Origin of the sequence: Aeromonas sp. FDAARGOS 1404, from assembly GCF_019047085.1 — a bacterium.
Classification (GTDB): Bacteria; Pseudomonadota; Gammaproteobacteria; order Enterobacterales; family Aeromonadaceae; genus Aeromonas; species Aeromonas veronii.
This window is the reverse complement of sequence record NZ_CP077237.1, coordinates 3,437,057-3,459,841: the sequence shown is the minus strand read 5'-3', so window position 1 is coordinate 3,459,841 and position 22,785 is coordinate 3,437,057. Positions and strand designations below refer to the sequence as shown.

General features: G+C 58.9%; 22 protein-coding genes. 8 read left to right on the top strand and 14 right to left on the bottom strand.

Features of this window, described 5'->3' with window-relative positions:
* Positions 1–26: 26 nt before the first annotated feature.
* A complete protein-coding gene (locus I6L34_RS16220; protein WP_042061025.1) occupies positions 27–320 on the top strand; it encodes a YeaC family protein in 294 nt (97 codons plus the stop codon).
* 251 nt (positions 321–571) lie between these two features.
* On the opposite strand, the gene ansA is transcribed toward I6L34_RS16220, so the two are convergent.
* Entirely contained in the window at positions 572–1,579 is a 1,008-nt protein-coding gene (gene ansA, locus I6L34_RS16215; protein WP_021229726.1) for an asparaginase, read from the bottom strand.
* Positions 1,580–2,025: 446 nt separating this feature from the next.
* On the opposite strand from ansA, the gene gltS reads away from it, so the two are divergent.
* Positions 2,026–3,225 (top strand): sodium/glutamate symporter, encoded by a 1,200-nt coding sequence (gene gltS, locus I6L34_RS16210; RefSeq protein ID WP_005348115.1) that lies wholly within the window; start codon positions 2,026–2,028, stop codon positions 3,223–3,225.
* 240 nt (positions 3,226–3,465) lie between these two features.
* Here gltS and I6L34_RS16205 read toward each other — a convergent pair whose 3' ends face one another.
* Positions 3,466–5,337 carry a methyl-accepting chemotaxis protein gene (locus I6L34_RS16205; RefSeq protein WP_058057175.1) on the bottom strand — a complete coding sequence of 624 codons (1,872 nt, stop codon included), beginning with the start codon at positions 5,335–5,337 and terminating at the stop codon, positions 3,466–3,468.
* Positions 5,338–5,593: 256 nt separating this feature from the next.
* Here I6L34_RS16205 and prfB point away from each other — a divergent pair.
* Both prfB and lysS read left to right on the top strand, forming a co-directional pair.
* Positions 5,594–6,692, top strand: a protein-coding gene (gene prfB, locus I6L34_RS16200; RefSeq protein ID WP_100645262.1) for a peptide chain release factor 2 whose coding sequence is annotated in 2 segments (ribosomal slippage) — positions 5,594–5,668 and positions 5,670–6,692 — 1,098 coding nt in all. Because the reading frame shifts where the segments join, the coding sequence is not laid out codon by codon here.
* A 73-nt stretch (positions 6,693–6,765) separates the two neighbouring features.
* Complete coding sequence (gene lysS / locus I6L34_RS16195) at positions 6,766–8,244, top strand: lysine--tRNA ligase (RefSeq protein ID WP_223849333.1); 1,479 nt, start codon at positions 6,766–6,768, stop codon at positions 8,242–8,244.
* Positions 8,245–8,364: 120 nt separating this feature from the next.
* On the opposite strand, the gene I6L34_RS16190 is transcribed toward lysS, so the two are convergent.
* Positions 8,365–9,171 carry a PhzF family phenazine biosynthesis protein gene (locus tag I6L34_RS16190; protein WP_216954987.1) on the bottom strand — a complete coding sequence of 269 codons (807 nt, stop codon included), beginning with the start codon at positions 9,169–9,171 and terminating at the stop codon, positions 8,365–8,367.
* A gap of 189 nt (positions 9,172–9,360) precedes the next feature.
* On the opposite strand from I6L34_RS16190, the gene I6L34_RS16185 reads away from it, so the two are divergent.
* Genes I6L34_RS16185 through I6L34_RS16175 form a run of 3 tightly spaced genes read left to right on the top strand, consistent with a single transcriptional unit; the run spans position 9,361 to position 13,659 of the window.
* Entirely contained in the window at positions 9,361–11,151 is a 1,791-nt protein-coding gene (locus I6L34_RS16185) for an assimilatory sulfite reductase (NADPH) flavoprotein subunit (protein WP_216954986.1), read from the top strand.
* Positions 11,151–12,875, top strand: a complete 1,725-nt coding sequence (gene cysI, locus I6L34_RS16180; RefSeq protein WP_216954985.1) for an assimilatory sulfite reductase (NADPH) hemoprotein subunit — start codon at positions 11,151–11,153, stop codon at positions 12,873–12,875. Before I6L34_RS16185 ends, cysI begins: the two co-directional genes overlap by 1 nt.
* Positions 12,865–13,659 carry a phosphoadenylyl-sulfate reductase gene (locus I6L34_RS16175; protein ID WP_005335204.1) on the top strand — a complete coding sequence of 265 codons (795 nt, stop codon included), beginning with the start codon at positions 12,865–12,867 and terminating at the stop codon, positions 13,657–13,659. Before cysI ends, I6L34_RS16175 begins: the two co-directional genes overlap by 11 nt.
* Before the next feature lie 79 nt (positions 13,660–13,738).
* Here the strand turns inward: I6L34_RS16175 and folA are convergent, their stop codons facing one another.
* From folA to I6L34_RS16155, 4 genes are all read right to left on the bottom strand, one after another.
* Positions 13,739–14,230, bottom strand: a complete 492-nt coding sequence (folA, locus tag I6L34_RS16170; RefSeq protein WP_216954984.1) for a type 3 dihydrofolate reductase — start codon at positions 14,228–14,230, stop codon at positions 13,739–13,741.
* A gap of 18 nt (positions 14,231–14,248) precedes the next feature.
* Positions 14,249–14,716 (bottom strand): threonine/serine exporter family protein, encoded by a 468-nt coding sequence (locus tag I6L34_RS16165; protein WP_026035076.1) that lies wholly within the window; start codon positions 14,714–14,716, stop codon positions 14,249–14,251.
* A complete protein-coding gene (locus I6L34_RS16160) occupies positions 14,713–15,510 on the bottom strand; it encodes a threonine/serine exporter family protein (protein ID WP_216954983.1) in 798 nt (265 codons plus the stop codon). The genes I6L34_RS16165 and I6L34_RS16160 overlap by 4 nt, the downstream gene beginning before the upstream one ends.
* Positions 15,511–15,745: 235 nt before the next feature.
* On the bottom strand, positions 15,746–16,081 hold the full coding sequence (locus tag I6L34_RS16155) for a DUF3135 domain-containing protein (RefSeq protein ID WP_216954982.1): 336 nt from the start codon (positions 16,079–16,081) through the stop codon (positions 15,746–15,748).
* A gap of 382 nt (positions 16,082–16,463) precedes the next feature.
* Here I6L34_RS16155 and mog point away from each other — a divergent pair, with 382 nt between their 5' ends.
* Complete coding sequence (gene mog, locus I6L34_RS16150; protein ID WP_005354170.1) at positions 16,464–16,994, top strand: molybdopterin adenylyltransferase; 531 nt, start codon at positions 16,464–16,466, stop codon at positions 16,992–16,994.
* Positions 16,995–17,077: 83 nt separating this feature from the next.
* Here the strand turns inward: mog and I6L34_RS16145 are convergent, their stop codons facing one another.
* The 7 genes from I6L34_RS16145 to trmB form a co-directional block, all read right to left on the bottom strand.
* On the bottom strand, positions 17,078–17,479 hold the full coding sequence (locus tag I6L34_RS16145; RefSeq protein WP_129503427.1) for a DUF2541 family protein: 402 nt from the start codon (positions 17,477–17,479) through the stop codon (positions 17,078–17,080).
* A gap of 169 nt (positions 17,480–17,648) precedes the next feature.
* A complete protein-coding gene (locus I6L34_RS16140; protein ID WP_129503426.1) occupies positions 17,649–17,858 on the bottom strand; it encodes a YgdI/YgdR family lipoprotein in 210 nt (69 codons plus the stop codon).
* Positions 17,859–17,971: 113 nt separating this feature from the next.
* Positions 17,972–19,147 (bottom strand): S8 family peptidase, encoded by a 1,176-nt coding sequence (locus I6L34_RS16135; protein ID WP_216954981.1) that lies wholly within the window; start codon positions 19,145–19,147, stop codon positions 17,972–17,974.
* Positions 19,148–19,271: 124 nt separating this feature from the next.
* Positions 19,272–20,567: a sulfurtransferase gene (locus tag I6L34_RS16130; protein WP_216954980.1), complete on the bottom strand. Its 1,296-nt coding sequence runs from the start codon at positions 20,565–20,567 to the stop codon at positions 19,272–19,274.
* Between the two features lie 29 nt (positions 20,568–20,596).
* Positions 20,597–21,517: a glutaminase B gene (gene glsB, locus I6L34_RS16125; RefSeq protein ID WP_005348151.1), complete on the bottom strand. Its 921-nt coding sequence runs from the start codon at positions 21,515–21,517 to the stop codon at positions 20,597–20,599.
* 122 nt (positions 21,518–21,639) lie between these two features.
* On the bottom strand, positions 21,640–21,972 hold the full coding sequence (locus tag I6L34_RS16120; RefSeq protein ID WP_005348158.1) for a YggL family protein: 333 nt from the start codon (positions 21,970–21,972) through the stop codon (positions 21,640–21,642).
* A gap of 48 nt (positions 21,973–22,020) precedes the next feature.
* On the bottom strand, positions 22,021–22,734 hold the full coding sequence (gene trmB, locus I6L34_RS16115) for a tRNA (guanosine(46)-N7)-methyltransferase TrmB (RefSeq protein ID WP_005335228.1): 714 nt from the start codon (positions 22,732–22,734) through the stop codon (positions 22,021–22,023).
* Positions 22,735–22,785: the final 51 nt, after the last annotated feature.

Genomic DNA, 22,785 nt, shown 5'->3' with positions numbered 1-22,785 from the left:
GGCTCAATAGTTCAAGGAGAGGCCGGATGTCGTTTCAACAGGGTGAGTTTTTACAAGCTATCAGGCAGATGCCACAAGAGGTGTACGAGCGGCTCAAGACCGCAGTCGAGCTGGGCAAGTGGCCCGATGGCAAGCCCCTGACCGACGAGCAGAAGGCCACCTCCCTGCAAGCCGTGATGGCCTGGCAGGCGATGCATCTCGACAACCCCGAGCACATGAACATCGGTCGTGACGGCGAGATTGTGATGAAGAGCAAGAGCGAGCTCAAGCGTCAGTATCGCGACGAGGAAGAGATAGTGCGGGTCGACCTCAACCACTGAACCTGATCCGGCAGTCCACCAACTGCGGCCGCAACTAGAGAGGGGAGCCATAATGGCTCCCCTCTTTTTCCACTCTCCCCATGGTAGGGAGGTCAGAAGCTGTTCACGACCTGTAGCGAGAAGACGTCAGCAAGGTGAAGAGCAGCGCAGGAACCGGAGTGTATACGCATACATGAGCACTCTTGGTCACAAACAAGCGAGCAGCACATGAGCCTTGATCACGGCTTCGCAGTAAGGTCGCGGACAGTTTCTCAGGGCGTCAGCTCCCCACGCAGGGACTGCTGCATCAACTCGCGAATGCGGTGGGAGGGCAAGTCCTGGCTCAGCAGGAAGTGCAGCTTGGTGAGCGCCGCTTCGGCGGTCATGTCAAAGCCCGAGATCACCCCGGCCCGCGACAGGGCGTTGCCGGTAGCATAGCCCCCCATATTGACCTTGCCGTGCAGGCACTGGCTCAGGTTGACGATGATGACGCCGCGGGCCGAAGCCTCGGAGAGCAGCGCCAGCATGGCCGGGTTCTGCGGCGCATTGCCGACCCCGAACGACAGCAGGATCAGCGCCTTCACCGGCTGTTGCAGGATGTTGGCGATCACCTCGCTGGAGATCCCCGGATAGAGGGTCACCACGCCGATGGGCTGGGGGGTGATGTCGTGCAACACCAGCGGCCGCGCGGAGGACACGCCCAACTCGCCCGCTTCCAGCGAGATGGCGATCCCGGCATTGAGCAGCGGCGGATAGTTGGGGGAGTCGAAGGCGTGGAAGCCATCGGCGTGCACCTTCTTGCTACGGTTGCCGCGATAGAGCTGGTTATTGAAGAACAGCGTCACCTCGTGGATCGGGTAGTTGGCCGCGATATAGAGGGCGTTGAGCAGGTTCTGCTGACCGTCGGAGCGCAACTCGGCCAGCGGGATCTGGGAACCGGTGATGATGACCGGCTTGTGCAGATCTTCCAGCATGAAGGAGAGCGCCGAGGCGGTGAACGACATGGTGTCGGTGCCATGCAGGATCACGAAACCATCGTATTTCTCGTAGTTGTCGCGAATATCCTCGGCGATACGCTGCCAGTCCGCCGGGGTCATGTCGGAGGAGTCGATGAGGGGCGCATATTCGTGGATATGGTAATCCGGCATCTCGGGGCGGTGAAACTCGGGCATCCGCGCCAGACAGTCTTCCATAAAGCCCGCCATCGGCACGTAGCCGTGATCGGAACGCTGCATCCCAATGGTGCCGCCTGTGTAGGCAATGTAGATAGACTTCTTCACACCCTCTCCTCTTGATGAAGTGAACACCGCCAAAACATGAACCATGTCGGAGTGAACCACAATGTCAACGCCCGCCAGCGCCTCTGCGTGCAGCGGAAACCGGCGAATTATAGAGACTGGCGCCCCAAATGACAGCCGTTCCATGCACCCTTTTCGGCTTTTCTGCCCTCTACCCACATAGTGTTAAATGTCACAATAAACCACTAAAACGAGCATTAATACGACAAAGATGGAATTAAACGATGCTTTTTGCTACAATCCGCCGGATTTTACTAAAATCTCATCTGGATGCCTGAGCATTTCAGGCCCGCACAAGCCCCATCTTTCCTGGGGCGGGGAGATGTTTCCCCTTCTTTGCTGGCACATAAGCCACACTGTTTTCATCCCGGCTGAATCTGTAAGTCTTTTGCTATGAAAGACACAGCCAATCAACATGGGAGTACTGAATGTTACAACTTGATTCCTACGCAACGCTGGTCGCTGCCACTCTGGTATTGCTGCTTGGCCGGGTGTTGGTTACCCGAGTCGGGCTGCTGCGTACCTTCAACATCCCCAAACCGGTAGCCGGCGGCCTGGTGGTCGCGCTGGTACTGCTGCTGCTGCGCTCCACCCTGCAGATGGAGCTGCAATTTGATACCAGCCTGCAAACCCCGCTGATGCTGGCCTTCTTCGCCTCCATCGGTCTCTCCGCCGATCTCGCCAGCCTGAAACGCGGCGGCAAGGCGGTGGTTACCTTCCTGATGGTGGTCACCGGCCTGCTGCTGGTGCAGAACAGTCTGGGTGTCGGTCTGGCGACCCTGCTCGGTCTGGATCCCCACATGGGGCTGCTGGCCGGCTCCATCACTCTCTCCGGCGGCCACGGCACCGGTGCTGCCTGGAGTGCCACCTTCTCCGAGAAGTACGGCGTGCAATCCGCCGCTGAGCTCGCCATCGCCTGTGCCACCTTCGGTCTGGTGCTGGGCGGCCTGATTGGCGGCCCGGTCGCCCGCTATCTGGTGAAGAAAGTGCAGGTGCCCGGTGAGGAGCACAATCAGGATGAGGCCCCCCAGGGCTTCGAAATGCCGGATATGGAGCGCCCCCTCACCACTTTCAGCGTTATCGAAACGCTGGCATTGATCGCCATCAGCCTCAAGGGTGGCGAGCTGCTCTCTGCTTCCCTCAAAGGGGGCGCCTTCGAGCTGCCGATCTTTGTCTGCGTGCTGTTTGTCGGCGTGCTGCTGCGCAACGTCCTGACCCTGCTGAACTGGCATGAGGTGAGCGATCGCGAGGTCTCCCTGCTGGGCAACGTCAGCCTGTCGCTGTTCCTCGCCATGGCACTGATGAGCCTGAAATTGTGGGATCTGGCCAGCCTGGCCCTGCCCATCTTCATTCTGCTGGCCGCCCAGACAGTGGCGATGGCGCTCTACGCCATCTTCGTCACCTTCCGGGTGATGGGCAAAAATTACGATGCGGCCGTGCTGGCGGCAGGTCACTGCGGCTTTGGCCTGGGGGCCACCCCGACCGCGATTGCCAACATGCAGGCCATTACCCAGCGCTTCGGTCCCTCCCACCTGGCGTTTCTGGTGGTGCCCATGGTGGGCGCCTTCTTTATCGACATCATCAACGCCATGGTGATCAAGCTGTTTATGGCGATGCCGTTCCTGTAATTCCCTTTCAGTCAGACGTATATGAGCAGAGCCCACCTTTCGGTGGGCTCTTTGTTTGTTCTCTACTCGCCAACTGACGCAGGCAGAGCCGGGGCTCGCATCCGCCACCAAGGTGGCCCGCGAGCAACTCAGAAAACCCGGAATCCCCACATCCCGCACTCCTCCAAACAACAAAAAGCCCCGCACTCGACAGAGGGCGGGGCTTGTTTATCTCAGCCGGAACAGACCGGGACGTGCACCTTACAGGATAAAGGTCGACACCTGCTGGTTCAGGTCAGCAGCACGCCCTTTAAGGCTGTGTGCCTGATCCAGATCGCGCATGGCAGCGGCGGTGATCTCGTCACTCACATCCTTGATGGCGGTGGTGTTCTGGGTGATCTCGCCGGTCACCTGGGTCTGCTCCTCGGCAGCAGTGGCGATCTGACCCGCCATGTCGGAGATGAGGGAGATGGCGCTGGTGATCTCTTCCAGCGCACGCACCGCCTGATCGGCATCCTGCACGCTGTTGTCCGCCAGCCCCTGACTGGTCTGCATCAGGCTCACCGCGCGGGCAGTGGTCTGTTGCAGGGTCTCGATGGTGGACTGGATCTGCTGGGTGGAGTCCTGGGTACGGCGCGACAGCACACGCACCTCATCAGCCACCACCGCAAAACCACGACCCTGCTCACCGGCGCGAGCTGCCTCGATGGCTGCGTTCAGCGCTAGCAGGTTGGTCTGCTCGGCAATCCCCTGAATGGTGGAGAGAATGCTGGTGATGGCCTGCGCGTGGCGGCTCAGCTCGCCGATCACCTCGGTCGCCTGCCCCACCTCTTCGGCCAGACCATTGATGGACTGGCGAGTCTTGTTGACCAGCATTTTGCCCTGCTCGCTGCTCTGGGCAGATTGCTGGGCAGCGGCGGCGGTGTTCTCGGCGTTGCCGGCGATCTCCATGGTGGCGCTTGCCATCTCGGTGACTGCCGTGGCGACCATGGTCACCTCCTGCTGCTGACGCTGCAGCTCGTCCACCGCGGCCTGGTTGGTCACCAGACTGCGCTCGGCATCGGCGTTCAACTCGTTGGCCAGCTGGCGGATATTGCCGATCAGCTGATGCTGACTGCCGACGAAACGGTTGAAGCTGTTGGCCAGTTGGCCCACTTCGTCGTTGGCGTCGATCTTGATGCGCTGGGTCAGATCGCCATTACCATCGGCAATGCGGGCCAGTGCTTGGGAGACCTTGGTGAGCGGGCCAAGCAGCATGCTGACCAGCCAGGAGATAGCGAGGATGCTCCCCACCAGCACCAGCAGCGCCATCCCCAGCTGGGTCATCAGCAGGGAGGAGAGCGGCGCTTCCAGCGCGGCCTTGTCCAGCACCAGCACCAGTTCCCAGTCTGTGTCGGGGATATCAGCCGCCCACAGCAGCTTGTCGCGACCTTCGCTGTCGAAGTAGGCCGGCACCAGATCCTTGCTCGACTTGCTCTGCTCGATCAGCGCGTTGGTCAGATCGTTGTCGATCTCGCTGGCCGGTTTCATCGCCTTGGCGGCATCCTTGTAGGCGATGATGGTGCCATCCTTGTGCATCATGATGGCGAAACCGTCGGCAGGCAGCTGCATCTTGGTCACGTCTTCCACCAGCGAGGCGATGGAGAGGTCACCACCGACTACCCCGCCAGAAACCGGCTGGGCCAGGGTCACCACCATGATGTTGTAAGCCACATCGAGATAGGGTTTGGTGACAATCAGGCCACCTTTGCTCATCGCCTCCTGGTACCAGCCACGGGAGCGCGGGTCGTAGCCATCGCGGTTGATGGAAGGATCGGAGTCATTCATCTTGCCGCTGCTCTCACCGAAATAGGTGAGCTGGAAACGGCCGGAAACTTGTGCCTGTTGCAAGGCATTGAGGGGTTCGGCACCGGCCTTGTTGCCGAGCGCCTGGATCACGTCGCGACGGGCGGCGAGCCAGTCGCTGACACGCTCGGCCTGCTGGGTACCCAGCCGTTGCAACTGCTCCTGGCTGCCTTGCAGCAACAGGGACTTCTGGCTGCTATAGCTCTGCCAGGAGAGCAACAAAATCACCAACGAAAGGGCGATCACCACTGACAACAGTATCTTCTGCTTGAGTGACAGGTTTTTCATCATGTGTTCTTCTTATTGAGGTGAGGAGCGGGTTTTTCCCTAAATTGCACAACACTACACGTAGTCATTAGCGACCCGAATGGCCAAAACTGAACCTGAAAATGGGTCTGCGGGCGATATTTTCTACCGAGGTGGAGAAAAGTGCACCAGAAATTGACGGCATGAGCCGCACAAGCCAAGGCAACCCTGTTTATTCCTTCCACAATTGGCTAGAATATCCCGTTTTTAAATCACATCGACCCTGAGAGTTTTCACGATGTTCGAAGTTAATCCCGTATTAAATAAACTTAAGGAGCTGTCTGAGCGGACCGAGCTTCTTAGGGGGTACCTTTGACTATGACGCCAAGAAAGAGCGTCTAGAAGAGGTCAACGCCGAGCTGGAACAGCCGGACGTATGGAATGAACCCGAGCGCGCACAGGCGCTGGGCAAAGAGCGCGTTGCGCTGGAAAACGTGGTCGGCACCATCGACACCCTGACCCAGGGCGTGGATGACGTCGAGATGCTGGTGAGCCTAGCCGTGGAAGGGGAAGACGAAGAGACCTTCAACGAAGCCATCGCCGAATCCGAACAGCTGGAAGCCAAGCTGGTGGATCTCGAGTTCCGTCGTATGTTCTCCGGTCAGCACGACGGCTCCGACTGCTATATCGACATCCAGTCCGGCTCCGGTGGTACCGAAGCACAGGATTGGGCCAACATGGTACTGCGCATGTACCTGCGCTGGGGCGATGCCCACGGCTACAAGCCCGAGCTGATTGAATGCTCCGAAGGCGACGTGGCTGGTATCAAATCCGCCACCATCAAGTTCACCGGCGAATATGCGTTCGGCTGGCTGCGTACCGAAACCGGCGTACACCGTCTGGTTCGCAAGTCCCCGTTCGATTCCGGTGGCCGTCGTCACACCTCCTTCTGTTCTGTGTTCGTCTACCCCGAGATCGACGACGATATCGATATCGAGATCAACCCGGCGGATCTGCGGATCGACGTCTACCGTGCCTCCGGTGCCGGTGGTCAGCACGTTAACCGAACCGAATCCGCGGTGCGTATTACCCACGTTCCGACCGGTGTCGTGGTACAGTGCCAGAACGACCGTTCCCAGCACAAAAACAAAGACCAGTGTATGAAGCAGCTGAAAGCCAAGCTCTACGAGCTGGAAATTCAGAAGCAGAACGCTGAGAAACAAGCCCTGGAAGAGACCAAGTCTGATATCGGTTGGGGCAGCCAGATCCGTTCCTATGTGCTGGATGACTCCCGTATCAAGGATCTGCGCACCGGCGTCGAAACCCGTAATACCCAATCGGTGCTCGACGGTGACTTGGACAAGTTTATCGAAGCCAGCCTGAAATCAGGTCTGTAAACAAGCAGGAATCACCATGTCTGAACAAACCATCACTCCGGAAGTCGACCAAACTCTCGAACTCAACAACGAGATGACCGAGCGTCGTTCCAAGCTGGCCGCCCTGCGCGCCCAGGGTAATCCTTTCCCCAACGACTTCCGTCGCGACAGCCTCTCTGGCGATCTGCACGCAGAGTTCGACGACAAAAGCGCCGAGGAGCTGACGAGCCTGGGTAAACGGGTGAAGATTGCCGGTCGCATCATGACCCGCCGGATCATGGGCAAGGCTTCTTTCGCCACCCTGCAGGACATGGCCGGCAAGATCCAGGTCTACGTCACCCGTGACGACCTGCCGGAAGGTTTCTACAACGAGCAGTTCAAGAAGTGGGATCTGGGCGACATCGTGGGTGTCGAAGGTACCCTGTTCAAGACCCAGACCGGTGAGCTCTCCGTTCACGTTTCCGATATCCGCCTGCTGACCAAGGCGCTGCGTCCGCTGCCCGAGAAGCACAAAGGCCTGACCGACCAGGAAGCTCGCTGCCGCCAGCGCTACCTGGATCTGATCGCCAACGAAGAGTCTCGCAAGACCTTCATGATCCGCACCCAGGTGGTTGCCGGTATCCGCAAGTTCTTCAACGAAAAGCGCTTCATGGAAGTGGAAACCCCGATGATGCAAGTCATCCCGGGTGGTGCCTCCGCGCGTCCGTTCGTCACTCACCACAATGCGCTGGACATCGACATGTACCTGCGTATCGCTCCGGAGCTCTACCTGAAGCGTCTGGTGGTTGGTGGTTTCGAGCGTGTCTACGAGATCAACCGCAACTTCCGTAACGAAGGTATCTCGGTTCGTCACAACCCCGAGTTCACCATGATCGAGTTCTACATGGCCTACGCCGACTACATCGATCTGATGGACCTGACCGAAGAGCTGCTGCGCACCCTGGCGCAGGACATTCTGGGCGACACCAAGATCCGTTACGCCAAAGAGGGCGAAGAGGGCCTGACCATCGATTTCGGTCAGCCGTTCCAGCGCCTCACCATGGTCGAGTCCATCCTGAAGTTCAATCCGGATGTAACTCTGGACGATCTGGCTACCCTCGAGAGCGCCAAGGCCGTTGCCAAGCGTCTGCACATCGAGCTGATGAAGGGCTGGGAGCTGGGCCACGTGATCACCGCGATCTTCGAAGAGACCGTGGAGCACATGCTGCTGCAACCGACCTTCATCACCGAGTACCCGGCTGCCGTTTCTCCGCTGGCTCGCCGCAACGACGTGAACCCGGATGTAACCGACCGCTTCGAATTCTTCATCGGTGGCCGCGAGCTGGCCAACGGCTTCTCCGAGCTGAACGATGCTGAAGATCAGGCCAAGCGCTTCCAGGATCAGGTTGATCAGAAAGAAGCTGGCGACGACGAAGCCATGTTCTACGACGCCGACTTCGTCACCGCGCTGGAACACGGCCTGCCGCCGACTGCCGGTCAGGGTATCGGTATCGACCGTCTGGTCATGCTGTTTACCAACAGCCACACCATCCGTGACGTCATTCTGTTCCCGGCCCTGCGTCCGCAGAAGTAAGGCCCACAGAAGCCAGCTACATCCCTTGGGTCAATCCCGAGCGTGATAGCCAATAAAAACGCCCCGCCACTGCGGGGCGTTTTTTTATAATGCTCACAACAATTGACGAATGCTTACCGCTTATGAGGCTGGCGGTAGCAGCCACTCTCCCTGCCACAAGGTGACGGCCTGACCGGCCATCAGTACCCGCGCCTCCTGCAGTTCAAGCCGTAACTCACCACCACGGGCCGAAATCTGACGGGCCCGCAGTTGCCGTTTACCAAGCCGTTCGGCCCAGAAGGGCACCAGAGCGCAGTGGTTGGAACCAGTAACCGGATCCTCATCGACGCCCACCCAAGGGGCGAAATAGCGGGAGACAAAGTCATGGTTCGAGTCGTTTGAGGGCGCCGTCACTATCACCCCCCGTCCCGGCAAAGCACGCAGAGCATGAAAATCAGGCGAAAGCGTACGGATCTCCTCTTCACTTGCCAGTTCCAGCAAGAACTTGGCTCCGGCCGCTAGGGTTTGTCTTGGTTGGCAGCCGAGCGCGGCAGCATAGGCTAGGTCCAGCGTCAGTGGAGCCAATGCGATACGTGGAAAATCAAGCCAAATCCACTCATCTTCGCGCTGGGCCAGCAGCTCACCACTACGGGTCTCGAAGCGGATAGTCTCGTGTGCAGCTACCGCCCCTGTCTGCCACAACACATGAGCAGCCGCCAAGGTGCCATGACCGCAGAGATCAACCTCGACTTTCGGCGTGAACCAGCGCAACTGATAATGGGCTCTGCCAAGTTGTACCAAAAAGGCTGTCTCGGAGAGGTTGAACTCGGCCGCCATCGCCAGCTGGCAGGCATCAGGCAGGGCTGCTCCCAATACGACCACCGCGGGATTGCCACCAAGGGGCTGCTGACTGAACGCATTGACATGAAACAATCGGATATTCGACATGGCACTTCCTGTGTTATCAAGTGGCTCTCATTTAACGCTCTTTATACCACGCCCCTCTTTTGCTGCGGGAGCAGGCGTACCCCTGCCCTTTTAATGCATTAATAGAATAAAGAAGACATTTTTATTCTTTGTTGTTATCCAACACGCCCTTTAATCTGGCCAAAAATCAGACCATGGAAGACGCGTGTGATGCAATTGAAGGATTCCCCATTCAACCTCTCCCCCCTCTCTGACGAGCAGCAACGTCAGCTGGGTCAGGTAATCTCGACCCTCAATACCCAACAACTGGCCTGGGTGAGCGGATATCTCTACGGCCTCTCCCAGACCGGTCAGCAGAGCGTTGCAGCCAGCGCCGCCGTGGCTGTACCCAGCGGCAGCCTGACCATTCTCTACGGCTCCCAGACCGGCAACGCCAAAGGTGTCGCCAGTGCCATCAAGGCGCAGGCAGAGGCCCGCGGTCTACCGGTCACCCTTGCGTCGATGGCCGACTACAAACCCAAGCAGCTCAAGAAAGAGAGCCACCTGCTGGTGGTAGTGAGCACTTACGGGGAGGGTGAACCGCCGGAGAGCGCCGTCGATCTGTTCGAGCAGCTTAAAAAAGGCAAGCTTGGCAAACTGGACGGCCTCAAGTTCGCGGTGCTGGGGCTGGGTGACAGCTCCTACGAATTTTTCTGCCAGACCGGCAAAGATTTTGACAACTTCCTCGCCACCGCTGGAGCCGAGCGCATTTATGAGCTCGCCAGCCTTGATGTGGATTATCAGGATGCAGCCAAGGCGTGGAGCGAACAGGCACTCAACGCCATCACCGCAACCCTCTCTACCGGAGCAGCCAGCAGCAGCGTAGCCAGCGCGGTGCAGCAGGCGGTTGGCCACAGCCAGTACAGCAAGGAGAACCCCTTCCCTGCCCGCCTGTCGGTCAATCAGAAGATAACTGGCCGAGATTCCACCAAGGATATCCGCCATATCGAGATCAATCTGGCCGACTCCGGCCTCACCTATCAACCGGGTGATGCCCTCGGCGTCTGGTTCGACAACGATGCAGAACTGGTTAATGAAGTGCTGGCCCTGACCGGCCTCTCCGGCGATGAAGCCACAGCCCACGGCACCTTGCGCGCCGCACTGACCGGTCACTTCGAACTGACCCGGCTGCACGGCGGCTTTATCACAGGACTCGCTGACATATCGGAGAACGCAGCGCTGAAAGATCTGGCTGGCGACAAGGCCCAGGTCAATGCACTGGTCGCCTCTGCCCAAGTGGTGGATGTACTGAAACGCTTCCCGACCGAGCTCACGGCCGAGCAGCTGGTTGGCCAGCTGCGACCCCTCACCCCGCGCCTCTACTCCATCGCCTCCAGCCAGAGCGAGGTGGAAGAGGAGGTGCACCTGACCGTCGGCGTGGTGCGCTACCCGCAGGAAGATGGCACAGTGCGCAGCGGCGCCGCCTCCTCCTATCTGGCGGATCGGCTGATTGAGGATGGCGAAGTACGGGTATTCGTCGAACACAACGACAACTTTCGCCTGCCCGCCAATCCCGACATCCCCGTCATCATGGTGGGCCCGGGCACCGGCATCGCCCCGTTCCGCGCCTTTATGCAGGAGCGGGAAGCGCAGGGGGCCGAGGGCAAGAACTGGCTCTTCTTCGGCAACCCCCACTTTACCCAGGATTTCCTCTATCAGGTGGAGTGGCAGCGTTATGTGAAATCTGGGCTGCTGTCGAAGATCTCCCTGGCCTTCAGCCGGGATCAGGCCAACAAGATTTATGTGCAGGACCGTCTGCGCGAGGCAGGGCTTGAGCTCTACCAGTGGCTGGAAGCAGGCGCTCACTTCTATGTGTGTGGCGACGCCAACAAGATGGCCAAGGATGTACAGGAGGCCCTGCTGGATGTAATTGCCGAACACGGTCACAAGAGCCGTGAGGAAGCAGAAGAGTATTTGAGCGAATTGCGTCGTGCCAAACGTTATCAAAGGGATGTCTATTGATGAGCAAACAACCTCTTTCTCACCCAAAAGCGGGACCGGTCGAAGGGCCGCTGGCCGACAACGAGCGCCTCAAGCGCGAGAGCAACTTCCTGCGTGGCACCATTGAGCAGGATCTGCAAGACCCGCTCACCGGCGGCTTTAACGGCGACAACTTCCAGCTGATCCGCTTTCACGGCATGTATCAGCAGGATGACCGTGACATCCGCCCGGAGCGCGCCGCCCAGAAGCTGGAGCCGCTGCACAACGTCATGCTGCGTGCCCGCCTGCCGGGTGGGATCATCACCCCGGCCCAGTGGCAGATCATCGACAAGTTCGCCGAAGAGCACAGCCTCTACGGCAGCATCCGCCTGACCACCCGTCAGACCTTCCAGTTCCACGGGGTATTGAAGCGCGACATCAAGCTGATGCACCAGACCCTCAACAGCACCGGCATCGATTCCATCGCCACCGCCGGCGATGTGAACCGCAACGTGCTCTGCACCAGCAACCCGGTGGAGTCCGAGCTGCATCAGGAGGCCTACGAGTGGGCCAAGAAGATATCCGAACACCTGCTACCCAAGACCCGCGCCTACGTGGAGATCTGGCTGGACGGTGAAAAACTGGGGCAGGACGAGGAGCCGATCCTGGGCTCCAACTACCTACCGCGCAAATTCAAGACCACTGTGGTGATCCCGCCTCACAACGACGTGGATATCCACGCCAACGATCTCAACTTCGTGGCGATCGCCGAGCATAGCAAGCTGGTGGGCTTCAACGTGCTGGTGGGCGGCGGGCTGGCTATGACCCACGGCGACACCAGCACCTACCCGCGCAAGGCGAGCGACTTTGGCTTTATTCCGCTCTCCCACGTGCTGGAGGTGGCGGCTGCCGTGGTCAGCACCCAGCGCGACTGGGGCAACCGGGTCAACCGCAAGAACGCCAAGACCAAGTACACCCTTGAACGGGTTGGCGTCGAAGCCTTCAAGGCCGAGGTGGAGAGCCGCGCCGGCATCCAGTTCGGGCCGGTTCGTCCCTATGAGTTCACCAGCCGTGGCGATCGCTTCGGTTGGGTCGAGGGGATCGACGGCAAGCACCACCTCACCCTGTTTATCGAGAATGGCCGCCTCCTTGACTTCCCGGGCAAGCCGCTCAAAACCGGCATGCTGGAGATCGCCAAGGTGCATCAGGGGGATTTTCGCCTGACCGCCAACCAGAACCTGATCATCGCCGGGGTACCTGCCAGCGAGAAGGCTCGCATCGAAGGGCTTGCACGCCAATACGGCCTGCTGGATGACGGCGTGAGCGAGCAGCGCAAGCAGTCCATGGCCTGCGTGGCCCTGCCCACCTGCCCGCTGGCAATGGCCGAGGCGGAGCGCATGCTGCCCGCCTTTGTCACCGACATCGAAGGCTTACTGGCCAAGCACGGCCTGGCGGATGACGCCATCATCTTCCGGGTCACCGGCTGCCCCAACGGCTGCGGCCGCGCCATGCTGGCGGAAGTAGGTCTGGTGGGCAAGGCGCCCGGCCGCTACAACCTCCATCTGGGGGGCAATCTGGAGGGCACCCGCATTCCGCGCCTCTATAAGGAGAACATCACCGAGCCGCAGATCCTGGCCGAACTGGACGCGTTGATCGGCCGCTGGGCCACCGAGCGAAATCAGGGTGAGTGCTTCGGCGACTTCGTGATCCGGGTTGGGGTAATTGCCCCCGTTATCGATTCTGCGAGGGACTTCTATGCCGCTTAATCTGCCGCTTAATGTCACTGAAGATGGCCGCCTTGACCTGCAGGCGCTGCTGGCCCTCGGCCGTGAGGAGCAAGTCGAGGCACTGGCGCCCCTCAACCGCGAGCTGGATACCATGAGCGCCCCCGAGCGGGTGCGCTGGGCTCTGGCCAATCTGCCGGGGGAGCATGTGCTCTCCTCCAGCTTCGGCATTCAGGCGGCGCTGATGCTCCATCTGGTAAGCCGCGAGCGGGCCGATGTGCCGGTGGTGCTGACCGATACCGGTTATCTGTTCCCGGAGACCTACCGCTTTATCGACGAGCTGACCGAGCGCCTCGCGCTAAATCTCAAGATCTATCGGGCCGAGCTCAGCCCAGCCTGGCAGGAGGCGCGATTTGGCCTCCTGTGGGAGCAGGGGGTAGAGGGGATCACCCGCTACAACCAGCTCAACAAGGTGGAGCCGATGGACCGCGCCCTGCGGGAGCTGGGGGCCCAGACCTGGTTCTCCGGCCTGCGCCGGGAGCAGTCCGGCAGCCGTGGCAAGCTGCCGGTGCTGGGCATCCAGCGCGGCCGCTTCAAGTTCCTGCCGGTGATCGACTGGAGCAACAAGGATGTCTTCTACTACTTCAAGGAGTTCGACCTCCCCTACCACCCGCTGTGGGAGCAGGGTTATCTCTCGGTGGGCGATGTCCACACCACCGCCAAGTGGGAACCGGGCATGAGCGAGGAGCAGACCCGCTTCTTCGGCCTCAAGCGCGAGTGCGGTTTGCACGAGGAAAATGGCGAGAACGACGGCTCAGGCATCTAATCCCGTCTTGAAAACCCAACAGAACAACAAGGGCATCCGAAGATGCCCTTGTTGTTATTTGCCCATTGGCATTCGTCCGTCAGCGGCGCTGCCAGGTCTCGAAGCTATAGGGGTGCGGGTTCTTCTCATCGGCAGGGTGGCTCTCGCAATCAACGCGTTGCCACTGGCCATCGTCAAAAGCGGGGAAACGGGTATCTCCCTCCACCGCCAGATCGATTTGCGTCAGATAGAGGCAATCTGCGCTCGGCAACATCTCGGCATAGAGATGACCACCACCGATCACCATCAACTCCTCCACCGAGCTGCCTGCCAACAGCGCCAGCGCCGCCTCGACGGAGCCCACCACCTCGATGCCCTCGGCCTGATAGTCGGGATTGCGGCTGATCACCAGATTGCGCCGTCCGGGCAGCGGTCGACCAATGGATTCGAAGGTCTTGCGCCCCATCAATACCGGTTTACCGAGGGTGACACGCTTGAAGTGGGCCAGATCAGCCGGCATATGCCATGGCATCTGGTTGTCCTTGCCGATCACCCTGTCGTGGGCCATGGCGGCAATCATGGAAATCTTCATGGGGCCTCTCACCGTCTGTCAGATTATGGGGCGGTTACGGTACACGACCAGAGAGGGGATCGCCAAACCGAAACTGAGGGCACCGACGATAAAGAGCGCCTTGAGGCCGTTCTCCACCGCACTCTGGATCAACTCCATGGTCACGCCGTTGATGTTGAGCTCTACCACCGCAATCATGGTCTTGAAGGCATAACTGCCCGGGATCATCGGAATGATGGAGGCAACGCTGAACACCGGACGCGGCGCCAGCAGACGGCGCGACCAGTAGACGCAGACAAAGCCGACCGTGGTGGCCGCCGCCAGCGTCGCCCACTCGATGGGCATACCATAGTGGATCAGCAAGGTACGCAGGCTGTGGGCCAGCGCGCCGCCCATGGCGCAATACTTCAGCATCCGTGGTGGCACATTAAACAGCATGGCAAACCCCACCGCCGGAATGGAGGACCAGAAGGCATCCTTGGCCAGTAGCCAGAGCAAATCCATCATACTTTCCACCCCCAGATACCGGTGACCGACATGGCCAAAATGATACCTATGGCGGCGCTGATGGTCAGCAGGGTCGCGGTCCCCCAGCGGGCCAGCCCCATGTTGAAGTAGCCCTTCACCATGTCTGAGACCGCATTGATCAGCGGAAAGCCCGGCACCAGCAGCAGCACGCTGGCCGCCATGGCGAGATAAGGCTGGTCACCCCAGTTAAAGAAGGTGGCGCTGGAGGAGAGCAAGGTGGCGATAAAGCCGGTAGCGGCAAAGTTGATGAGCGGGCTATGGTGATGGCGGGCCATCAGCTGGCGCACCCGCATCGCCACGGCAGACGAGAAACAGGTCACCAGGAAGATGGGCCAGTCACCGCCAAACAGCAGGCTAAAGGCACCACATGAGAGCCCCACCATGGGGACCACCAGCCGGGGGTGATAGTGAAAGGGGACGATGGCCTCGAGGCGCTGGCGCACTTCACGGGCACCGATCAGCTCTTTCTCCGCCATGATGCAGATCCGCTGGATCTCGCACACCACCTGCATGTTGATGCCATGTTCGCGCACCCGCCGGGTAGTGGTAACACAGCCCCCCTGATAGAGGCTGGTGAGCACGATGGCACTGGAAGAGATGGCCATCTCGACACTCTCCAGCCCCAGCGCCATCCCCAGCCGCACCGTGGTCTGCTCGATGATCCTGCTCTCCGCCCCGAACTGGGCCAACATCTGACCCACCTTGACGATAATGCGGGTGATCTCTGTCTGTTGCTCCCGCGACAACACCCGTCTTGGTGTGATACTTCTCATAATCCCTTCGAGTCGTAGCAATAAAAATTTCGGCCATATTAGCCTAACTTTTACTGTTATTCATCCACCCCTATCACAACCTGACTAATTAGTTATTACAAGAAGGAGAAAAGAAATTACATCACAAATACATTACGACTAACATTAAAAACCATAACAATCAGGTCGCCAGCAATTCCCTTTATTATGGCCTCACCGATTTGGCTGAAATATCAACCAAGGGGGTTATTGCAGATTATTTGCGACGTCGATAGTCAGCCAGATGGATTATTTTACCACTGCCATCGCTTTCAGGCGGAGGGTCCCCCTCTTCTCTGAACTGGCTCATTTCGCTGCGCATCAAATAAAAAGATTCCCGCATCATGTTGGTAATCCGGATACAGCTATCAAGATTGTTTTTCGCCAGACTGCGCTGACCATCAATCTTGAACTGCAACCCGCGCAGACGGCGCTGCTGATCGGGGCTCGCTCGGGCCATCAACTGGTCGATCTGCTGCTCCAGAATCGCATCCAGCCGGGAGGGCTCACTCGCGGCCAACTCCTTCAGGGTGTCAAAATCAGGCAACTCCATATGCCCTCCTTGGCGACTATTGCTGGCTCTACAACTTGAGGAACCAGCCATATAAAACTTTATATACGACCGAGCGGCAAAGAGCTCACCACACCACTCAGGTAATCGTTATTAAAATGGCAACCATGATGAAAATCATCCATTGAAATAACATGCAGAAACAAACATTTGCTTAAAAAAGAAAGAGCATGCAAAACACTTAGACATTTTAGGCTGCTTTTTTATGTTTTTTATTTCCAATAAAAGTCGGGATAAATTAATTTTGCTTCATTCGACTCTTTATCATCCATAAAATGACCAGTAGCTCCTTCCGACGATTTAACATATCTCACTGATTATGTTATTTTAATTGCCACTTTTATCGGACATTCAAGAGCAGACCATGAGCAAGGCAAAAATCGGTATCGTCACCGTCAGCGATCGCGCCAGCGCGGGCATCTATGAAGACCTCTCCGGCAAGGCCATCATCGACACCCTGAACGCCTATCTGACCTCGGAGTGGGAACCTGTCTATCAGGTGATCCCCGATGAACAGGATCAGATTGAAGCGACCCTGATCCGGCTGGCGGATGAAGAGCAGTGTTGTCTCATCGTCACCACAGGCGGCACCGGCCCGGCCAAGCGGGATGTCACGCCGGAAGCGACCGAAGCGGTGTGTGATCGCATGATGCCGGGCTTTGGCGAGCTGATGCGGGCCGAATCCCTCAAGTTTGTGCCGACCGCCATTCTGTCGCGCCAGACTGCTGGGCTGCGCGACGATACCCTGATCGTCAATCTGCCGGGCAAGCCCAAATCGATCCGCGAGTGTCTGGATGCAGTATTCCCCGCCATCCCCTACTGCATCGATTTGATGGAAGGGCCGTATCTTGAGTGCGATGAAACTGTCATCAAGCCATTTCGGCCGAAAAAATAGCAAAGCCGACCATAAAAAATAATGGCGAGCCACGGCTCGCCATTATTTTTAGCTCATCTGTTCGTGCAGACAAAATGCATCGATTATTTACGGCCGAATACTTTTACGCCCGCTTTGCTGCGCTCTGAATTACCGTACACTTCGATCTTTTTCACACAACGACGCGAACCCAGTGATTTCCACTCGGTCTCTTTATCACTGCTCATCTCCCGATCGAAGCGAATGGTTTTGGTACGATCACCACCATAGGTCACCACCACCCGATCCAGGGTCAAATCACGTTCCGCCTTCACCTTGATATATTTGGTCTGACGGCAAATCACCAAAGGAATTGTCGCACCATGATCACCGGCCCCCAGCAAAATAGTCCGCCCCAGCGTGAACTGATCATCGCCAGCATGGCTGGCTGACGCCACCACCAGCAAGACACCACCCAGCAGGGTGCGCGCGGAAAAACGGGAATTCCAGATAGACATCAGGGACATAACACCTCCAATAAAAAACGGAGTGCAATAATACGGACCGAACCATAACGGAAGCTGTACCCGAACGCGCATTTGCGGCGAAAGAGGGGCGATTGCCTGAGAAAATGAAGGAATTTGCCGATAAAAATGTGAAGGGCCGCATATTGCGGCCCTGACTGCATATGAGCGCTCAACGCTCCATGATCTGGGTCACATCTTCTTTATTAATCATCACCTCACGCCCTTCATGATCGTAATAGCGATACATACCGGTACTCTCGTCCAGCTTGGGCTTGCTCTCTGTGGTGATCATCTTGCCATCCTTGGTGCTCATGATGTATTGGGAGCTGCATGCTACCAGCCCCAGGGCGCACACCAGGATCATCATCAGTTTTTTCATAGGCGCACTCTTCTCCTTTCACCCTCACCACGAGGGTGTCATATCCAGCCTACTCCAATCCGGCAGGCAGTCGGAAACTTGCACAATAAAGTGAGATCACCATCAAAAATCAGTTACTTGCGACCACCCGGTTTGCCACTGCTACCGGTACCGGAACCACAGCCAAGTGCCAGCCGATCTGCCGCGGCTCTGGCCTGCACCAGACCATAGCCATAGCTGTTGTCCCGTCCGACAGCCCCCTGATCCTGGGCGCTGCTGCGCAGGGTCTGGCGCAGTTGATCATTGCTGCACTCCAGCCGCTGTGACCAGGCCAGGGTGGCGACCCCGACCACATGAGGGGTCGCCATCGAGGTACCGCTGTAGCTGGCGTAACCACTCGGCACGGTCGACAGCACAGCAACACCGGGGGCCGCCAGCTCCACCTGATCGTTGCGTTGCGAGAAATAAGCCAACTGCTTGCTGCCATCGATAGCAGCCACGCTCACCACACTGCTGTAAGAGGCGGGATAGGACTTGCTGGTGTTGCCCGCATTGCCCGCCGCCGCCACACTCAACACATTCTGGCTGTAAGCCTGATTGAACGCCTGCTCTTCCGTCTTGCTGGGCACATTGCCCCCTAGGCTCATGTTGATGACCATGCGAGTAAAGCCACGACTGCTCATCCCCTGCTTGCAGGCATTGAGAGCCCCCACCAGGTTGGAGGTATAGGCCCAGCCGTTGGCGCCAAACACCTTGATGATGTGCAGCGGGACACTCTGATTCGGCAAGACACCGACCACGCCCATGTCGTTCCCCCCAATGGCGGCTATGGTGCCTGCCACGTGGGTGCCGTGACCGTTTTCGTCACTGCTCCAGCTGCCTGTACCTGCGTTGTCACTACCCTGCACCTGCGCCCCATGGGGCAGATCCGGGTGATTGCCGCTATAGCCAGAGTCAATGATACACACCAGCACCTCTCCGGCCATACCATCGCTCAGTTGTGGCGCCTGTACCATGGGAATGCCATAAGGCAGGGTCTCGGCACTGGCATAACGCTTGGCATCCGGCTCCACCCACAGCACGTTGGGGTTGCGCGCCAGCGCTGTCGCTGCAGCAGCTGGCAACCAGAGCGCCAGCGCATGCTGCTCGGGCAGTTGCAGGGCCAGCTCGCCCCCCATCCCTTTGCTTTGGGCCAGCACAGCGGCCTCCGCCCCCGGCTTGAGTTGCACCAGATAACGAGCCCGTTCGGCAGCCATTACCCCCTGTGCCAGTACGCCTGCCACCAGCAGGCCTGTCCATATCCGTCTCATCAGCCACTCCTTCCATCGACCTGATAGCCACCAGCAAAGTGTAGTGGCAGGCTGGCGCAGGTCCGAGCGGATACAAAAAGGCCGGACATCTGTCCGGCCTCTTCTTTCAAGCGCAAGAGCGCAATCATGACTTGGCGGGCTGGCGCTCACCGGTCACGGTCGGGTTCTTGGGATCGGAACTCCACTCGTACCAACCGCCGTCGTAGACGCTGATCTGTTTCCAGTCCATCAGCCAGGCGTAGAAGAAGGCCTCGGAGGCGCGCCAGCCGGTACCGCAGTAGAACGCAGCCTGCTGAGTTGGCTCGATGTTCCACTGCTCCCACATGGCGAGGATCTCGCGGGCCGGCTTCATGGTGCCGTCCGGGTTGTGGAAGTCGCTCATGCTGTTGGCATCCACCCCGCCGTGACCCCACTTGGCCCCCGGGATATCGCCCTTCGGCTTGATGTAGCTGTAACCTGAGGTGTTGCCGACAAACTCGTCCCAGGTACGCACGCTGACCAGGGCGCTATCGGGCTTCTTGAGCAGCTCTTTCGCCTGACTTAGCGTGGTGTAGTACTCGGGGTGAGCAGGAATGGCCACGCCAAACTCCTTCACCGGCTCATATTTGTTGGGCAGACCGGTTTCGGTGCGCAGGTGCTGGATAAACCAGGCATCCAGACCACCGTCCAGCAGGCGCACATCTTCCACCCCCGCATACATCATCAGATGCGCGGCACGGGCGGCCGCCATGGTGTTGCGACCATAGAGGATGACGGTGGTGTCGTGACGGATGCCGTTGTCCAGCAACAGCTTCTTGAGCGCTTCGTCAGAGACCTTGTTCCACAGCGGCTCCTCTTCGAGGCTGTTGGTATCGATATAACCGGCCCCCGGGATGTGGCTGATGAGGTAGGCCTTGGGTGAACCCCAATCCACTTCAAACAGCTTCCAGTCCCCCTTGGGCGCCGCGACAACCGGCTTGCCCTCTTGCAGGTCAGCCAACCAGCGCGGATAGACCAGCTGCTGCCAGCGTGCCAGCGACTCGCGCGGTGCGGCTTGCCACCCTTGCAGCTCGAACAGCTGCTTGATCCCCTGCTTGCGCAGCAGACGGGCCACCTCGGCCACTTCGCGGGACGCACCGTAGAGGGCAACCGGACGATCGGCCTTCAGTCCCTTGATCTCGAGGGCCTTTGGCCACTCTTCATCGCTGTATTTCCACTCGGCAGAGAGGTTCTCGGCGCCCGCCACATGGCCGCCCTGTTTCTCCCCTTCCATCGGCCACCCCTGATAGAAGTAGCTGGCGCGGGTATCCAGGATGACAGCCTGTTTGGCCTTGGCATCGGCCAGCGAGAGCGGTGGCAACTCCCCTGCCACGGCGGGCAGGGCACACCAGAGCAGTAAGGTCGCCAGCGCGGCCTGCAGGAAGCGAAGATGTCGTTTCATGGTGATTTCTCGATTCATAGTGAACAAGGTTAAAAAATGGAGCGACCCAGCCGCTCGGCCAGCAGCTCCAGCGCCGCCGTGCCCGCCAGCGAGTTGCCGGCTTTGTTGAGCTCGGGCGACCAGACACAGACGCAGAGCTCACCCGGGATCAGGGCGATGATACCGCCACCGACGCCCGATTTGCCCGGCATGCCGACCCGATAGGCAAAATCCCCCGCCTCGTCATAGAGGCCGCAGGTGGCGAGCAGGGCGTTGACCTGTTTGGTGGTACGGGCGGGCAGCAGCGGTACGCTCTCGCCCAGTGGCACACCACGGTTGGCCAGATAGATGAATGCCCGCGCCAGATCGACGCAGCTCATGCGGATGGCACAGGCATTGAAGTAGCTTTGCAGCACCTTGTCCACTTCGTTTTCGAAGTTGCCATAGGCCTTCATCAGATAGGCGATGGCGGCGTTGCGGGCAGAGTGCTGATATTCGGAGCGGGCGACGACCTGATCCGCCATGATGGCCGGATTGCCGGAAAGACGGCGCACCAGCTCGAGGGTACGCTGACGGGGCGCAGTGAGGCGGGTCTCCAGCAGGTCGCTCACCACCAGCGCCCCGGCATTGATAAAGGGGTTGCGGGGGATCCCCTGCTCGAACTCGAGCTGCACCAGCGAGTTGAAGGGCTGGCCGGAGGGCTCCTTGCCAACACGGGCCCAGATCTCCTCCTCCTGATAGAGAGTGAGTGCCAGGGTCAGGCTCAGGGCCTTGGAGATACTCTGGATGGAGAAGGGTTCAAAAGCGTCACCGGCGGTGAACAGCTCCCCCTCGACGGTACAGACTGCGATACCGAGCCGATCGGCCGGTACCTGAGCCAGTGCCGGAATGTAGTCGGCCACCTTGCCTTGTCCCAGCAACGGGCGCACCTCTTCAAGGATGCTGGCCAGTAATTCGGATGACAACACCATAAGCAATAAGCGATTCCATGACTAAAACAGCGGTGGAGATCCCATTCCCACTGACAAAAATCCCGCCAGCGGCGGGATTTTTCAGTTACCCACAACAAGGCGCCAGATGCGGCAGCCTTGTATCAGGCCGGTTCACCGTACCAGAGGTCGAACAGCTCGGTAACGACCACGGCTTCCATCCCCTTGCCTTCCAGCCAGGATTTGACGGCAGCGCGGTCTTCTTCGGTACACTTGCCCAGTTGCTGGGTGCAGATCATCCCTTCCCAGGCCAGGTGACCGGAGCCGGCAAAAGCCAGTTTACGGGGTTCAACAACCTCATCGATCATCGCATCGACTACCGCATCGATGGTCTCTTCGGCAGTGCCGACCGGGAAGTTGAAACTGATGTCGAAACCCATTTCCTGGAATTCATCGACGCGCAGTTTCTTGCGCAGGCGGCGGCTACGATTGGCCATGATAGCTCCTCAAGTTAGTTGATACGCTAGGTGTGTTGACGTGCCAGCTTAGCTGACACGCTTGAAAATCAGATCCCAAACCCCGTGGCCAAGACGGTGGCCACGTTGTTCAAATTTGGTCAGCGGACGCCAGTCCGGACGGGGCACCCAGTTGCCGGTGGCAGAGGTATTCTCGTAACCCTCGGCGGCGCTCATCACTTCCAGCATGTGCTCGGCATAGTTTTCCCAGTCGGTCGCCATGTGGAACACGCCACCGATGGCCAGCTTCTGGCGAATATCCTGGGCAAATGCAGGCTGTACGATGCGACGCTTGTGGTGACGGCTCTTGTGCCAGGGGTCCGGGAAGAAGAGCTGCAGGCAGGAGAGGGAACCGTTCGGGATCATGTGCTCCAGCACTTCCACCGCATCGTGGCAGATCACCTTCAGATTGGTGACACCCGCTTCCTGAGCGGTACCCAGACAGGCGCCCACGCCCGGGGAGTGCACTTCAATGCCGATGAAGTTCTTCTCGGGGGCATTCTTGGCCATCTCCACCAGAGAGGCGCCCATGCCAAAGCCGATCTCCAGCACCACAGGTGCTTCACGGCCAAACAGCGCGACCAGATCGAGCTGCTTTGGCTCGAAATCGATGCCCATGACCGGCCAGAGCTCTTCCAGGGCCTTCTCCTGCCCTTTGGTCAGGCGGCCTTCGCGACGGACAAAGCTGCGGATCTTGCGCATGAATTTGCCGTCTTCGTTAAATACATCTTGGGTCACAGGCATAATGGTCTCGTTATTTCATCAATCTGGGTAATACATCTTGTGTCCGATCCC